Raw genomic sequence first — 14,886 nt, 5'->3', positions numbered from 1 at the left:
TCCCCTCAACACGTTAGGAAGAGGGCTGGGGCGAGGGGGCAACGACAAATTTGCTCCGCAACTCGATCCCGCTGATGCCGATGGATTCGGCTTGGTTTCTTCGCGTACTTCGTATCCTGGAAGCACGCGACGCGAATCGTCCCTACGCGTTCTCCTCTCTCGCTTTGAGAGAGAGGGAATGGGAAGGAACTCGGTTACTTAGGCCAGCTTCGACTTGACGTAGCTGCACATATCGTTGACGGTCAGCAGGTTGCCGAAGTCCGACACGACTGGGTTCGCTTCAAACTTGCTGAGATCGGCAAATGGCATGCGCTTCTTCAGTTCGGCCAGACCTTCGTCGGTGACCTTGCCGCCTTGGACGTACTCGGCGTTGGTTAGAATGTCTTCCGGGAACAGTTCGTCACGCGGAATGGTGATTCCGAACGCTTTCTCCAGGCGGAACACGATATCCAGGAAGTCAATCGACTCGGCACCCAGATCGCCGACCATGGTGGCCTCTGGTACCACTTCTTCCTCGTCAACGCCCAACGCGTCTACCAAGGCTTCGCGGACCTTTTCAAAAACTTCGTCATCCGAGGGTGCCATAATTTCTTGCTCTCCGACTGGGAAAAGACTGGCTAATTGATTGCTTGAAAATTTGCCCGACATGGGGCTATGTGGCCGCACGAGCGACCCAGTGGACTGCCTAAACCGCCGAGTGTTGACGATAGAGCAGTTCGTATTGTTGTTTTAGTTGCCGAATCGCATTTTGATCGGTGATGTTGGGCTCGTCGGTACCGGAAGAGTTATAGCTTTCCAATACGATGCGCGAACTAACCGCGACGTTTCCCGCCAATTCGCCGGAAACCTTAAGCGAAGCCAAATTGCCATCCATCTTGACCAGTTCCGCTTTGACGATCAGCATCTCGCCAGGTTCGACAAAGTTGCCGTACTTCACGTTGCGTGCTTCTTTCAGCACGGTCAGGCTGTGGCTGAAGTTGTTCGTCACGCGAACCAACCAGGCCCCGGTCTGAGTCATCGCTTCCAACATCAACACGCCGGGCATGACCGGAAACCGCGGAAAGTGATCCTGGAGGTACTCTTCGGCCAAGCTTAAACACTTAATCGCCGAAATTCGTTCGCCGGGATGAATCTCCGAGATTTGATCGATCAGACTGAACTTCATCTCAGCTCACTAGCGACACGATTTTTCGTAAGCACTTAAGGACCTAGCGATGGGAAATTAAAGCTTAGCAGTATACCCAGCTAATCTCACCCTCACAAGTTCACAACCGGCTGCAGAAGGACGGTTTTCAGCTGATACCGCTACCTCTGCAGTTGCCCCTAACCTAAGAAAATAGCCCTACTTACGGTAGGTCAGTTCGGCTGATCCGACCGGATTAGGTCGAACTTGGCCGTAATATAAGGTCTCACTGGGGCTTAGCGTGGGTGGGTTAGCTCAGGGTCGATGTCTATAATAAGCGGTAGTTTCAGGCCCTTTGTGGCCCTCAATACCCCAGCCAACCGCCTGCTGGCGGACGCCTGGCACCTGCGAGAACCATCATGTCGACCGTTTCCCTGGGATCCTTCGATTTTGCCCCCTATCGATCCCTTTCCAACGAAGAGCTGACCACGCGAATCCAAAAGGTCCGTGAAGACCTGGGTAGCAAGCTCCTGATCCTGGGACATCACTATCAGCAGGACGAAGTGATTGAGTTGTCTGATCTTCGCGGCGACAGCTATCAGCTCAGCAAGATGGCCGCCGAAAGCAGCGATTGTCGCTACATCGTCTTCTGTGGCGTGCACTTCATGGCCGAAACGGCCGACATCCTGGCCAATCGCCCCGAAAAGATCGAGGAGCGTAACGGCCAACGCGTCACGGTCGTGCTGCCCGATATGGCCGCAGGCTGCTCGATGGCCGATATGGCCGCCATCGACCAGGTCGAAAATGCGTGGGATGACCTGGGGGAAGTAATCGACACAAATGACATCACACCAGTTACTTACATCAATTCAGCGGCCAGCCTTAAGTCGTTCGTGGGCAAGCACGGCGGCATCGTGTGCACTTCGAGCAACGCCGACAAAGCCCTGAAATGGGCATTCAGTCGCACCAGCCGCGTGCTGTTCTTCCCCGATCAGCACCTCGGCCGCAACACGGCGCTGACCATGGGCATCACCGAAGATCAGATGCCGGTGTGGAACCCATACGCAGGTGACCTAGGCGGCAGTACCGAGGCGCAACTCGTTGATAGCAAAGTGATTCTATGGCAAGGGCACTGTAGCGTGCACCAGATGTTCAAGAAGGAACATGTCGACGCGTTCCGTCGGAATCACCCGGGAATCAAGATCCTCGTCCACCCGGAATGCATGCGCGAAGTCAACGAAATCGCGGACGTCTCCGGCTCGACCGGGAAGATCATCGAAACGGTGCGCAAGGCTCCAGCTGGCACGAAGTGGGCGATCGGGACCGAACTTCATTTGGTCAATCGACTTAAGAAGGAGCACCCCGAGCAGGAAATCCACTTCCTCAGCCCGGTGGTATGCATGTGCGCGACGATGTACCGCATCGATCTGGCTCACCTTTGCTGGTCGCTGGAAAATCTGGCCGCTGGCACGCCGGTGAACGAAATCTACGTCGATGACGAAACGGCCAAGTGGTCGCGGGTAGCACTGGAGCGAATGCTGGAAGTATCGGCATAATCATTACGAGCCAAACCGATTGGCAAGTAAATCACGAACCGTAGACTACCTCGCTCGGACCATTCGACAACTTCCTAACTTCAAAAGGCCCAAAAACTTGACGCCTGTTAATTTGGGCAACTATATTAGACTTTGAGATAAATTCGGCCGGCACCGTTGTGCTTGGATCGTGAGTCCCTTTTCCAATCTCCAGGCGTTTTCCGCATGACAGTTGCTTCCATTCGCACTTCGTTTCTGCTTGTTCTGGCGATGCTAACGGCATCGTTGGCCATGCCGTCTTCGTATGCCGCGGCAGCAGCTCCGGAAGAGAATACGGACGTCGCCGCGAACGCGATTCGCCTGGCACAAGCCAATCCGCCCAATCGAAAGTTCGTCGACGGCGTGATGACGACGATTCCGATGAAGTTCAGCGCTCAAGACACATACTCGAGCCCCGAGCAATATCGCGACATCTTGCAGGGTATTCCGAACCTGGATTGGACCCCGAACTACCTTGCCGACACGCGAACTTTGAAGTCGATGGCCAGCAACGTCATCTTCCGCCGCGATGTCTGGGGCCTGGAATTCTCGTTCAAACCGGTCCGTATGATCGAAGTGGGCGTTCCCCAGCCCAGTGGTAAACTACAGAGGAAGTTGGTTTGGTACATGGTCTACAAGGTGACCAACAACGGGAACCCACTGCGTCACGTGCCGGTAAAAGACCAGTTCGGCAACGTGAAGTTCGAAGTTCAACAGATCGACGACCTCCCATCCGCCCCGATCCGTTTCTTCCCCCGCTTCGTCCTGGAAACGAAGGATACTAAAGAGAAGAAGGAGTACCTGGACCGCATTATCCCGGCGGCGATCGAAAAGATTGCCGAGCGAGAAACAGGCGGTAGCAAGCTCTATAACTCGGTCGAGATCAGTCGTTTTGACATCCCCGTGACCACCGCCGACAAGGATAACAGCATCTGGGGCGTGGTAACCTGGGAAGACGTCGACCCGGACACCGACTTCTTCAGCATCTACATCGATGGCCTGACCAACGCGTTTCGCTACGAAGACGCCGATACAAACTACGATGCTAGCTCTAACCCCCTTTCTTATCGCCAGTACAAGCAAAAGACGCTGAAGCTCAACTTCTGGCGTCCTGGCGACCGCCTGGACGAAAACGAGCGGGAAATCCGCCTCGGTTCGCCTGGGGAGGTTGACTACGAGTGGATCTTCCGATAAAAAACTAGTTTCCCTTAGCGGCGATATAGTCGCCTGGGAATTGAAGAGATCCACCTAGTAAGCGATTGCCGCCCCTCACGATGCGGCCTCATAAGATACCTCAGGAGCAGATGTCATGGCCCATAAGAAAGGTCAAGGTTCTAGCCGTAACGGTCGCGATTCCAACCCACAGTATCGCGGCGTGAAGAAGTACGGCGGCCAAACGGTTAAGGCTGGCAGCATTCTCGTTCGCCAATTGGGTACCAAGTTCCGCGCCGGTAAGAACGTCGGCATGGGCAAGGATTACACCCTGTTCGCTCTGTCGGACGGCACGGTTATGTTCGACCAAGGCAGCCGCCGCGTTAACATCGTGGTTGAAGCCAACTAGGCGGCTCGCCCTTCCCCGCTGGGAAGCTTAGGCGAACGATTCGCACAAGAGAAAACACAGTAGGGATGGTCAGTCGGCCATCCCTATTTTTATTCGCAAAGCGCCAGGCACGAAAATCCATCTATGTTCGTCGATCGGGTACAAATCCAAGTCGAAGCCGGGGCTGGAGGTAATGGTTGTTCCAGCTTCCGCCGCGAGCGATATATCCCCAAGGGTGGTCCCGACGGCGGTGACGGTGGCGACGGCGGCAGCATCATCATCGTTGCCGAAGAAGGCGTGAACAGCCTGGTACAACTTGCCCACCAACATCATTGGCGCGGCAAACGGGGCGGCCACGGGAGTGGCGCCAACCGCACCGGTCGCAAAGGAGAAGACATGGTCATCAAGGTTCCTCCGGGGACCGTGGTGATCGATGCCAAAGAAAACTTCGTGCTGAAAGATCTCGCCAAGGACGGAGATCAACTCATCGCCGCACGCGGCGGCAAGGGTGGACGCGGCAATCTCAGCTTCAAATCAAGCACCAATCGCGCCCCCAGAGAATGCCAGCCAGGCGATCCCGGCGAGAAGCGACTGCTGACACTCGAGCTGAAGTCGATCGCCGACGTGGGCCTTATCGGTAAACCAAACGCCGGCAAAAGCACGCTCCTTTCGCGGCTTTCCCGTGCACGCCCCGAAATTGCCGACTACCCCTTCACCACCAAGTTCCCCAATCTTGGCCAGGTGCAGATCGACATGGACACCAGTTTCATCCTGGCTGATATTCCCGGTCTAATCGAAGGCGCCGCGGAAGGGGTTGGGCTAGGGCACGAGTTCCTGCGTCACGTCGAACGGGCAGGCCTCCTGGTTCACCTTGTCGAGCCAGCTCCGGTCGATGGAACCGACCCGCTGGAGAACTACCATTCCATTCGTAAAGAGCTGGAAGCCTACAATCCCAAGCTTGCCGCCCGCCCGGAAGTAACGTGCGTCACCAAGGCCGAGCTTCCTGGTGCGGAAGAGTTTCGGGCGACACTCCAAGAAGAACTGGGTCGCGATGTCTTTCTGATTTCGGCGGTCACCGGCCAAGGACTGAACGAGATGATTCGGCAGGTCGCCCAGCAACTGGAGGCCGCCAAGAACGAAACGGAGGACGCCTAGTGCCGGTTGAGTCGCTCATCGCCGTCGACATTGGCAACACACGGGTACACTTTGCCCGCTTCGAAAACTTCCGTGCGGAAGAGGTCACGCCGCCGGTCTCGACCTTCTCGTATTCGACTTATTCGTCTGATATCCAGGGTCTGCGTAACTGGCTCACCGACGCCACCCTTCCCTGGTACACCGTCAGCGTGCATCGCTCGGCACTCGCTTCGCTCGAAGCGTTCTCGAAGATTGAGCCACGCGTCAGCTCGTTCGTTGCCTTCGATTACCAGAAGCTGCCAATCGAGATTGCGATTCCCGCCCCGGAAAAAGTCGGCTTGGATCGGCTTGCCGCGGCCGTTGCCGCGAATCATATGCGGCAGAAAGATCGACCGGCAATCGTAGTCGACGCCGGCACGGCGATCACCATCGATGTAGTCTCGGCCGAAGGAGCATTCGTCGGCGGTGCCATTCTGCCTGGCATGCGGACCAGCGCGAAAGCACTGGCCTCGCAAACCGACGCGCTGCCGCAAATAACAGTCGACCTGGAAAACCAGCCGGTTGCGATCGGTACCGATACAACCCAGGCCATGCAAAGCGGACTCTTCTGGGGCTCGGTCGGCGCCGTCCGAGAAACCATCCGCCGCGTCTCCGATCAGCTGAACTCGGACGAGCCTCCGCAAATCTTCTTCAGCGGCGGTGATGTGAATTACCTGGCCCCGTGGATGGACCTGGATATCGAAACGGTCGATTACCTGGTGATGCGTGGTGTGGCGCTGGCAGCACAAAACCAGTAGCAGCGCGGACGCGGAGGTTTGCACGGAAGTTGCCTTAGTGTCATTTTTCTTCCCCACAGCTCGCAGTTCGCATATCCTTTTAGAAACAAACGCCAGAGCGCTGGCTGCTCGCAGTGACAAAACCTCTGCTCGCCTTCTCACTCGCTGGCATCAGTTTAGGTGGCAACGCATGGATTCACGTCTGGCCAATCTGATTGCGTCGTATCAAACAGCGGTTGCTGACTGCGTTCATGCGCTGGCCGATGCAGGTGCGACTCTTCCAACTCGTGATTACGATTGGCCACCCGACGGATTTCCCCAAACGGGAAAGCTACCTGACGGCCGCGACTATTTCTGTCACGGTGTTGGATGCACCGTCCGCTCTGAGAAAGGACGGAGGGTGACTTTGACTTCGGCGAGAATGGCCAGATTGACGGGTTCGACCAATCTCGATTGCTAACGTTCGTGGGAGCAACTCTCCAGAAATTTGGATTTGAGACACGTGATGAAATTGCTGCCAGTTTCGATGCTGTCAAGTCGGAACTCGCTTTCTCAGGTTCGATACTCTATAATCTTTTACCGCCGGAATGAACCGCCAAGAATACACTCTATCCCATCTCCAGATGGCTATGGCTCGATTGCCAATGTCATCTAACCACAGAAGCACAATGATCCATGACCGAACAGTTCAAAGGGTCCCCGTGGAATTGTGACTCCATCGATCAATGGAATCAGCCTGGTTATTGGTCGGACTACTACCGCGACCTGTTAGCGGACCGGCAAGACCCGATACGGCGAAAGCTCGTGGTATGGCGGGACTGCGATCGCTTAATATATACGCTTTCGCGGATTGGCAAGCTTCCGGTCCGGGATGGTAAAGACGAAATCAGATTCCTGGATGCTGGCTGTGGAATCAGCGCCCTGCCCTACGTCTTGAAAGCTTGGGGATTTCACGTCGTGGCGTTGGATACGTGTGAGCAAGCCATTCAAATCTCCGCGAAGCAGAATCCATCCGACGAGGAACTCGCGCAATGTATCCGCAACTGGGAACCATCCCGCGACTACCGTGGCTCTTACACGCTGATTGACGATCCAAAGAAATCACTTGAGAGTCTTCAAAATCTCAAGGGCGTCGGCGGATCCGTTTCTTTTATCCATGCGGATTGGCTCGACCGGTCTGCATGTACAGGCCCGTTCGATTTCATTTACTGCCGGAATAGTTTGAGAAGGTCGAAGAAGCCATACTGGCGCGACTCGATCCGGCGCTTTTACGAAATGCTTGCCCCACGCGGTCTACTTATTCTCGAAACAGTCAACGCGCTGGATCTTATGAACGAAGTGCACGACCTGCTCCGCGAGATTGGGTTTGTGAGTCTAGAGAAGCACCTGACCCGTGATGAGGATCACAAATACGTTGATGCGTATTGGCCGACTGGATAGCCATGGTAGCGCGAATTATCCACAGCCTCCGCTGACTACGAGGCTACACTGCGGTAAACGTCTTCCAGCGTTTGTCGCAGCGTGATTCGCTCGATGGGCCCAATCGCTTCGTGCAGCTTCGTAACATCAGCAATCGGCTGCTGCGAGGGCTCCGGCTTTTCCGCCGAGACTTCGATCTGCCCGCCGCGGATCTCGCACAGCGTGTTCCAGATGTCAGCGGTTGTAATTGCCTGACCGCTGCCGACGTTGTAAGTCTCGCCGAGAGTTCCCCGCTGCGCAAGCAGCCGGTAGATACGAATCACGTCGCGAACATCGCTCAGATCGAGTGACGTTGCCAGCGACCGAACCGATTGTGGACCGTCAGCATCCTTGATCTTCTGACACCACTCCGGCACCAGGTAGATAGGGCTTTGGCCAGGACCGGTATGATTGAATGCCCGGGCAATGACGACCTTCAGCCCTTGTTCGATCCGATCTCGCAAAAGGTTTTCCGCCGCCCACTTGCTATGGGCATAACCTCCTTTGGGCTGCAGCGGGTCGTCTTCCCTGGCCCACGGCTGCTCGGCCGTGCGGGTGCCGTATACTTTGCTGCTGCTGGTGAAGATGATCTTCGGTTCGGAAGGAAGTGCCAAAGCCAGGTCGGCCACATGACGCGTGCCGAGGATGTTCACCGCTTTGCACGTTTCCGTGGGAAGGTCATCGCCACAGCTACCGGGGTGACTGATCGCGGCCAGGTGGTAGATCACATCGGGCGAAAAGTCTTTGAGCTTGTCGATGAGTGAGGGAGTCGCAGGCTGCGAGATCTCCCACTTCAGGTCCAGCTCGGACGAAGGCTGACTTCCGACATAGGTCCCCCGAACTTCGTCCCCGCAATGTCGTAGATACGACGCAAGATGCTGACCGACGAATCCATTGATGCCGGTAATCAGAGACTTCACGCCTGCTCCTCAGCCAGTTTGATTTCGGCTTTGACCCGTTTCATGTCTTCGTCGACCATCATGTGAACTAACTGCTCGAACGAGACTTTCGGCTCCCAGCCCAATTCCTTGCGGGCCTTGCTCGAATCGCCGCATAGCGTGTTCACGTCGGCCGGGCGGTAGAAGCGCTTGTCAACGACGACGTACTTCTCCCAGTCGAGATTGACCCGCTCGAACGCTAATCGGCAGAACTCTCGGACGGTATGCTTCTGGCCGGTCGCCACCACGTAGTCATCCGGCGTATCGGCTTGCAGCATCAACCACATCGCCTCGACATAGTCTCCGGCGAAACCCCAATCGCGTTCTGCATCGAGGTTACCCAGGCGAAGTTCGCTTTGCAGACTGTTAGCGATCTTGGCGACTGCGTATGAGATTTTGCGAGTGACGAACTCGGTTCCGCGCAGTGGGGACTCGTGGTTGAACAAGATACCGCTGCTGGCAAACAGGTTGTAGCTCTCACGATAGTTGACCGTCATCCAGTGGCCATACATCTTCGACACGCCGTAAGGGCTGCGCGGCCAGAACGGGGTCGTTTCCCGCTGCGGCTCTTCGTAAACCTTACCGAACATCTCGCTGCTGGATGCCTGGTAGAAGCGGATGTTCGTGTTGACCGTGCGGATCGCCTCCAGAATACGAGTGACCCCCAGGGCGGTGACTTCACCGGTAAGGATTGGTTGGTCGAAGCTGGTGGGCACGAAGCTTTGCGCGGCCAGGTTGTAGACCTCCGACGGCTGAACTTTTTCGACCAGCCGATTGAGGGCCATCTGGTCGAGCAAATCCCCTTGATGCAGTTCGATCTTATCGGTTAGATCCGCAATTCGCTCGAAGGGAAGCGTGCTGCCGCGGCGCACCATCCCATGGACCTGGTAACCCTTAGCCAGCAGAAACTTGGCCAGGTAGGCGCCATCTTGCCCGGTGATCCCGGTAATCAGTGCCACTCGCATGCTGGATTACTCCTCGCCACTCTCTTCGGAAGCTGAGTCTTGGGAAGCAGGGTCTTCGTCGGTCGATTCTTCGGCGGCGGGCTGTTCACTTGCCTGAGGAACGTCCTCAGGGGCTGGCGATGCCGGAGCTGCGATTTCATCCACTTCGTCGTCCGTATCTTCTTTCGGAACACGCACGACGGCGGCCAGGCTGTCTCCTTCGTCCATCGACATGATGCGAACGCCTTGCGTGTTGCGGCCGACCATGCTGATCTCGGCGGCGGAAATACGCTGGATCTTACCGCGAGCGGTCATCATCAACACTTCATCGGAATCATCGACGCGAGCGACCGCCACGACCTTGCCATTACGGGCGGTCGTCTTGATGTCTCGCAGCCCCTTACCACCACGCTTCTGCGTACGGTAACGAGCGCTGCTGGAAGTCGATTCTTCTTCCGATCCGTTATCATCCGCATCGGCGTCGGCGTCGCTACCTTCGTCTTCGACCGCCAGACCAGGGCCGAAGTTGGTCCGCTTACCGTAGCCGTGTTCGCAAACGGTCAGCAATTGAGCGTCTGGGTCGGCTACGACCATCCCGACCAGGCTGTCCCCTTTGGAAAGGTTGATGCCCTTCACGCCGCTTGAGTTACGCCCCATGGCTCGGGCATCGCTCTCGCGGAAACGGATGGCCATCCCCTTCTCGGTGGAAAGGACCAGCTCGTCGCCCGGTTTGGTGATGGCGACGTCGATCAATTCGTCGTCTTCTTTCAGCTTGATCGCGATGATGCCATTCTTCTTCGGGCGGCTGTATGCTTCGAGCAAGGTCTTCTTGACCAGTCCCTTGCGGGTAGCCATCACCAGGCAGTGGTCAGGCATGTCGAAGTCACGCACGGCACGGCAGTCGGCGATGTGTTCGCCCTCTTCCAACTGAAGCAGGTTGACCACGGCGCGGCCGCGGCTTTCGCGGCTGAGGTTCGGCAGGTCGTACACCTTCTGCCACAGCACTTTCCCCTTCGTGGTGAAGAAGAGCACGTAGGCGTGGGTCGAGGCGACGAACAGGTGGCGAATTGGATCTTCCTCTTCGCTCTTGGCACCCTTGATCCCTTTGCCGCCGCGACGTTGGGCCTTGTAGATGCTGGCCGGAGTTCGTTTGATGTAGCCCTTGGTGCTGATCGAGACCACCATCGTTTCTTCTTCGATGAGGTCTTCCAGATCGATGTTGCCGATCTCTTCGTGCGAGATCTCGGTGCGACGATCGTCCCCAAAGCGACGGTCGATCTCTTCCATCTGCTCGCGGATGATGGCCAGGATGTTGGCTTCGTCCGACAAGATACGCAGATACTCGGCGATTTCTTCCAGCAGCTTGGCGTGTTCGCCGGCCAGTTTTTCCTGTTCCAGGTTCACCAACTGACCCAGCGTCATTCGCAGGATCGCGTCGGTTTGGACCGAGGTCAGGAAGTAGACGTCCGATTCGCCACGTTCCATCTGGAACTGAGCGAAACCTTTCTCACCGAGTGCCCGGGCCATCATTGAGGCGGGGCATTCGACTCCCATCAAACGCTGCTTCGCTTCGGCCTGAGTGCTGGACGAACGAATGATGCGAATGATTTCGTCGATGTCGGCCAGAGCCAGCAGCAAACCTTCGATGGTGTGCTTGCGCTGCCGTGCCTTGGCCAACAGGAATTGTGTGCGGCGGCGAATGACCGTCACGCGGTGGCGGATGAATTCCTCCAGCATTTCCTTGATCGACATCGTTCGCGGCTTGCCGTCGACCAATGCCAACAGGATGATCGAGAACGAGTCCTGAATCGGCGAGAATTGATAGAGCTGATTCAGGACGATATCGGGATCGGCGTCCCGCTTCAGCTCGATGACGATCCGCACTGGCTCTTGCAGGTCGGAAAGGTTGCTGACCGAGCGAATTCCCTGGATGCGTCCTTCGTTGACCAGCGAAGCGATCTTTTCTTCGACGCGGTCGCGCGTCTGCTGGTAAGGGATGTCGTGAATGATGATCTTTGCGCCGCTCTTGGCATGTTCGATCGTCGTGTGCGAACGAACGACGATCGTGCTGCGCCCGGTCTTGTAGCCTTGGCGAATCGCTGCCCGGCCACAGATGATGCCGCCGGTCGGGAAGTCAGGCCCTTGAACGATGTTGAGAATCTCGTCGATCGTCGTGCCTGGGTCGTCGATCAACTGGATGACGGCTCGGCAGATCTCGCGCAGGTTATTGGGCGGAATCGAGGTCGCCATACCGACCGCGATCCCATTAGCCCCGTTGACCAGCAGGTTCGGGAACTTGCTCGGCAAGACGGTTGGCTCGGTACGAGCTTCGTCGTAGGTCGGCACGAAGTCGACCGTGTCGAGCTTCAGGTCTTCCAGCAGAAGATTGGCAAAGTTCGACATGCGGGCTTCGGTATATCGCATGGCCGCCGGAGGCAGACCGGCAATCGAACCGAAGTTCCCCTGCTTGTCGACCAGCACGTAACGCATGTTCCAGTCCTGGGCCATACGAACGAGGGTCGGATAGATGACCGATTCACCGTGCGGGTGGTAGTTACCCGAAGTGTCACCACTGATCTTGGCGCATTTGACCCGCGATGCCCCCGGAGTGAGGTTCAGGTCGTTCATCGCCACCAGAATGCGCCGCTGCGAAGGCTTCAGCCCGTCGCGAACATCCGGCAAGGCGCGGCTGACGATGACGCTCATCGCGTAGGTGAGGTAGCTCTCCTTGAGCTCGTCCTCAATCGACATTGTGAACAGTTTTGTGGGGTCTTCCGGCGACCCGCCATCACTACCATTACCGTTGGGGTTATTACCGTCCGTTGCCAAGTGAGCGTCCTTTCGGAGGTTATCCTGCGCGGCGGGAAAAAGGGCCCGGCGCGACCGTCAATCTGCGAGGTTGCAAGTGTGCTGAAAAAGGGCAAAAACACCGAGAAAAACCACGTTTCCCCAGCGGAGAAAAGCCTTCCAAAATGCACACCGTAATGTACCAAATTTGAGGGCGCGGAACTACTAGGGGGAAGCCAATTAACGGAAGAGCTAAGTGGTTGCCAGACAGCGGCTTACGAAGCGATTATTTTGTGCCGAGTAACCACTACAAAGCTGAGCTGGAAAGCCACGCGAAATGACCTCTAACGAATGGTCAATTCGCCTGTTGACTTAGAGCGAATTCACATCAGAGTCGACGGGCAGGGCGTCGTCAATCTTCTTCAATATACGATTCAACACTGCGTGGTGGTGGCGGAGCGGAACCTGTTGGCGGCTGGTTCTTCAAGTAACGCACGATGCCGGAATAGCGACGTTTCAGCTTCTCATTTGACGCTTGTTCCAGCGCCCCTTCATAGGCCTGCAATACTTCCTCGTCCGTGAAGCCGTGCTGCAAGCGGACGAGGGTGATTTTCCAGTCGTCTTCACTTTGTTCGATGTGTCGAATTAAAAGGGGCATGTAGTCGCATTGAGGGTCCATGATCCGCGCATCTTTGATGGAAGACGTAACACGGATCCAACGCGTGGCGTCACACGTTTCCAAAACCATGGGTGCCGCGGCCGCGGCATGGCGCTGGTATTGGTTGAGCACGCTCATCCCCCAGACGCGCAGCCGCTCGTCTTTCAGTGTGGGAATCACGGCGGGTACGACCATCGGTGCGAAGATTTCACGACGCCCTAGATCTGGCGCCATAGCGGCCAGTCCGGTGAGCCCGTTCAACTTGACGAAGAAGCGATCGTCCTTCAATTGACGGATGAGGGCACCCATGATCGGCCCCTTGAGTTCGTCCTGGATGTTGAGCGTGCGGTAATCAGCCGCCGATACCAACGGCAGCCCCGAATCGAGCTTCGCGACGACTTGGGCACCATGCATGTCGAAACGCGTTTTAAGCTGGTCGAGTTGAATTTCAATCCGTTGATTCTCAATCATCAGCTGATGGTTCTGCTGAGCGATGAAACGCATTTGGCCGAACAGTACGCCTGCCAGCGCTACGATGATGACGGCCGATATACCGCCCAGCCATAGATACGTATTATTCGCGGGAGAACCGCTCATGGCGCGTCCCCATACTCGACGGGCGAAACCGGGAGGCCAAACGCCTCGCGAAGCCGTATCGATTGTTTTTTGAGAAGCGGATCCCCATCACTCGGGACCATTTCCGCCAGTTGCCGTGCATCTTCGGCCAATGCAGCCGTATAGTCAGGCGAGAACTGGGGAATACGCACTGCGAAGTCCAACAGCAGGAACTGGTTGCTGACGTCACCTTTGGGATATTCTTCCTGGATCCGTTTCATCAGGCGATGGAGTTTCTGCTCGTCTGCCTGCACAAAGAAACAACGCGACTCGTCCCATGCAGAAATGCTTTCGTCGCCTGAGCGTCCTTCTAGTTGATTATATCGCGTAAGGTAATCGACCACGGCTTCGGTTGATTTCCAGCGGTCGGCACGCTGTTGAATCTGGCGGCTAATCTGCTCGACCAACGCAATCTCCGATTCCAGCGTCGCGACCCTTTCGAGCAGGACAGCCCTTTGAGCGATGAGGTCCGCCCGCGTTCTGGCCTGTTCGTGCCAATTCGTGTAGATCGCAATCCCCAGACCGGCAATTGTGGGTAGGACGAACAACAAAAACCAAAGCGGAAACTGGGCTCGCTTGGCGGGCTGTCGTGATTCGTCCTGTTCGATCTCACTCATTCCATTTCCATTGCCGATTGAAAACGCGTCAAGCCCTACAGCGGGTAAGCGATCTCTTCGCATCCGCCTTGATGTCTTTCCAATCGGCGTCAGCATTCAAGCCGGTCGCCATTGGCTTGGTCAGGGGCTGATGCTCGTAGATTGCCGCTACGATCTCCGGATCGACCTCCACCTCGTAGTACTCTTCGGCGAACTGGCAATACGTTTCCGGGTTGCCGTCCAGATGCGACAGAAGGTACGCCGATCCGTCCGGGTCTTTTCCCTTGGGAAGCTTGAAGTCGGCATGTTCCCAGTGCGAACCATCCGCGGCCCGCCAGAGGCAGAACGTGACGTTCTCCGGAGAGAACGCAGGCTCGGTCACGCCTCCTTTCAACGGCTGCGGTACGCCTTCGTAGAGCTGACTGCCAAGCTCGGGCCGCTTCGCAAACTGGCACTCGTGCTCATATCCTTTCAGGAAGCAACCGTATTTGTTGAACAAGGCAAAGAATTCGTCGCCGCTTCCATTTCGCATCGATCCCATCCGCTCTCCTTTTCCCCACTTGGCGTTGAACGAGTAGTAGCGGTATTCCCACTCGGGGCACAGGATGGCCTCGAGCATGGCCAACGATTGAAGCAGGGCTTCAAGCTTCGCCACGCCTGGCAGCTGCGATAGATCCTGGGTCGAAATCGTGGCCACTTCCGGAAGTTCCTAACGAGTTCTGAGGGGGGATGTTCGTACTAGT

14 protein-coding genes and 2 pseudogenes are annotated in these 14,886 nt (G+C 56.5%); 7 read left to right on the top strand and 9 right to left on the bottom strand.

Annotated elements, in window-relative coordinates:
• Window positions 1-198: 198 nt before the first annotated feature.
• Both Pan97_RS01085 and Pan97_RS01080 read right to left on the bottom strand, forming a co-directional pair.
• On the bottom strand, window positions 199-585 hold the full coding sequence (locus Pan97_RS01085; RefSeq protein ID WP_144969932.1) for an acyl carrier protein: 387 nt from the start codon (window positions 583-585) through the stop codon (window positions 199-201).
• Window positions 586-685: 100 nt separating this feature from the next.
• The gene (locus tag Pan97_RS01080) at window positions 686-1,165 is read right to left on the bottom strand and encodes a 3-hydroxyacyl-ACP dehydratase FabZ family protein (protein WP_144969930.1); all 480 of its coding nucleotides are present in this window, start codon (window positions 1,163-1,165) and stop codon (window positions 686-688) included.
• Between the two features lie 377 nt (window positions 1,166-1,542).
• On the opposite strand from Pan97_RS01080, the gene nadA reads away from it, so the two are divergent.
• The 5 genes and pseudogenes from nadA (at window position 1,543) to Pan97_RS01055 (ending at window position 6,168) form a co-directional block, all read left to right on the top strand.
• Window positions 1,543-2,679 (top strand): quinolinate synthase NadA, encoded by a 1,137-nt coding sequence (gene nadA / locus Pan97_RS01075; RefSeq protein ID WP_144969928.1) that lies wholly within the window; start codon window positions 1,543-1,545, stop codon window positions 2,677-2,679.
• Window positions 2,680-2,883: 204 nt separating this feature from the next.
• On the top strand, window positions 2,884-3,891 hold the full coding sequence (locus tag Pan97_RS01070) for a hypothetical protein (RefSeq protein ID WP_144969926.1): 1,008 nt from the start codon (window positions 2,884-2,886) through the stop codon (window positions 3,889-3,891).
• A 115-nt stretch (window positions 3,892-4,006) separates the two neighbouring features.
• Window positions 4,007-4,258, top strand: coding sequence for a 50S ribosomal protein L27 (gene rpmA / locus Pan97_RS01065; RefSeq protein ID WP_105351495.1), 252 nt, complete (start codon window positions 4,007-4,009; stop codon window positions 4,256-4,258).
• Window positions 4,259-4,381: 123 nt separating this feature from the next.
• Window positions 4,382-5,389: pseudogene (gene obgE / locus Pan97_RS01060) on the top strand (GTPase ObgE); the annotation flags it as partial.
• 2 nt (window positions 5,390-5,391) lie between these two features.
• Window positions 5,392-6,168, top strand: coding sequence for a type III pantothenate kinase (locus Pan97_RS01055; RefSeq protein ID WP_144969923.1), 777 nt, complete (start codon window positions 5,392-5,394; stop codon window positions 6,166-6,168).
• A 155-nt stretch (window positions 6,169-6,323) separates the two neighbouring features.
• Here Pan97_RS01055 and Pan97_RS26995 read toward each other — a convergent pair whose 3' ends face one another.
• Window positions 6,324-6,452 (bottom strand): hypothetical protein, encoded by a 129-nt coding sequence (locus Pan97_RS26995; RefSeq protein ID WP_261342365.1) that lies wholly within the window; start codon window positions 6,450-6,452, stop codon window positions 6,324-6,326.
• Between Pan97_RS26995 and Pan97_RS27105 the strand changes: the two are divergent.
• Both Pan97_RS27105 and Pan97_RS01050 read left to right on the top strand, forming a co-directional pair.
• Window positions 6,404-6,738 (top strand): annotated as a pseudogene (locus Pan97_RS27105) (DUF6896 domain-containing protein). The gene Pan97_RS26995 and the pseudogene Pan97_RS27105 overlap by 49 nt on opposite strands.
• A gap of 84 nt (window positions 6,739-6,822) precedes the next feature.
• A complete protein-coding gene (locus Pan97_RS01050) occupies window positions 6,823-7,587 on the top strand; it encodes a class I SAM-dependent methyltransferase (RefSeq protein ID WP_144969921.1) in 765 nt (254 codons plus the stop codon).
• 35 nt (window positions 7,588-7,622) lie between these two features.
• On the opposite strand, the gene Pan97_RS01045 is transcribed toward Pan97_RS01050, so the two are convergent.
• The 6 genes from Pan97_RS01045 to Pan97_RS01020 all read right to left on the bottom strand — a co-directional run bounded on the left by Pan97_RS01045 (window position 7,623) and on the right by Pan97_RS01020 (window position 14,840).
• On the bottom strand, window positions 7,623-8,525 hold the full coding sequence (locus Pan97_RS01045; RefSeq protein ID WP_144969919.1) for an NAD-dependent epimerase/dehydratase family protein: 903 nt from the start codon (window positions 8,523-8,525) through the stop codon (window positions 7,623-7,625).
• Window positions 8,522-9,508 carry a GDP-mannose 4,6-dehydratase gene (gene gmd, locus Pan97_RS01040; RefSeq protein ID WP_144969917.1) on the bottom strand — a complete coding sequence of 329 codons (987 nt, stop codon included), beginning with the start codon at window positions 9,506-9,508 and terminating at the stop codon, window positions 8,522-8,524. The genes Pan97_RS01045 and gmd overlap by 4 nt, the downstream gene beginning before the upstream one ends.
• A gap of 6 nt (window positions 9,509-9,514) precedes the next feature.
• Window positions 9,515-12,238 carry a DNA gyrase subunit A gene (gene gyrA / locus Pan97_RS01035; RefSeq protein ID WP_144978040.1) on the bottom strand — a complete coding sequence of 908 codons (2,724 nt, stop codon included), beginning with the start codon at window positions 12,236-12,238 and terminating at the stop codon, window positions 9,515-9,517.
• Between the two features lie 448 nt (window positions 12,239-12,686).
• The gene (locus tag Pan97_RS01030) at window positions 12,687-13,529 is read right to left on the bottom strand and encodes a hypothetical protein (protein WP_144969915.1); all 843 of its coding nucleotides are present in this window, start codon (window positions 13,527-13,529) and stop codon (window positions 12,687-12,689) included.
• Window positions 13,526-14,164 carry a hypothetical protein gene (locus Pan97_RS01025; protein ID WP_144969913.1) on the bottom strand — a complete coding sequence of 213 codons (639 nt, stop codon included), beginning with the start codon at window positions 14,162-14,164 and terminating at the stop codon, window positions 13,526-13,528. The genes Pan97_RS01030 and Pan97_RS01025 overlap by 4 nt, the downstream gene beginning before the upstream one ends.
• A 28-nt stretch (window positions 14,165-14,192) precedes the next feature.
• Window positions 14,193-14,840, bottom strand: coding sequence for a hypothetical protein (locus tag Pan97_RS01020; RefSeq protein ID WP_144969911.1), 648 nt, complete (start codon window positions 14,838-14,840; stop codon window positions 14,193-14,195).
• Window positions 14,841-14,886 lie beyond the last annotated feature (46 nt).

Source organism: Bremerella volcania (genome assembly GCF_007748115.1).
Classification (GTDB): Bacteria; Planctomycetota; Planctomycetia; order Pirellulales; family Pirellulaceae; genus Bremerella; species Bremerella volcania.
This window is presented reverse-complemented; position numbering and strand designations above follow the sequence as displayed.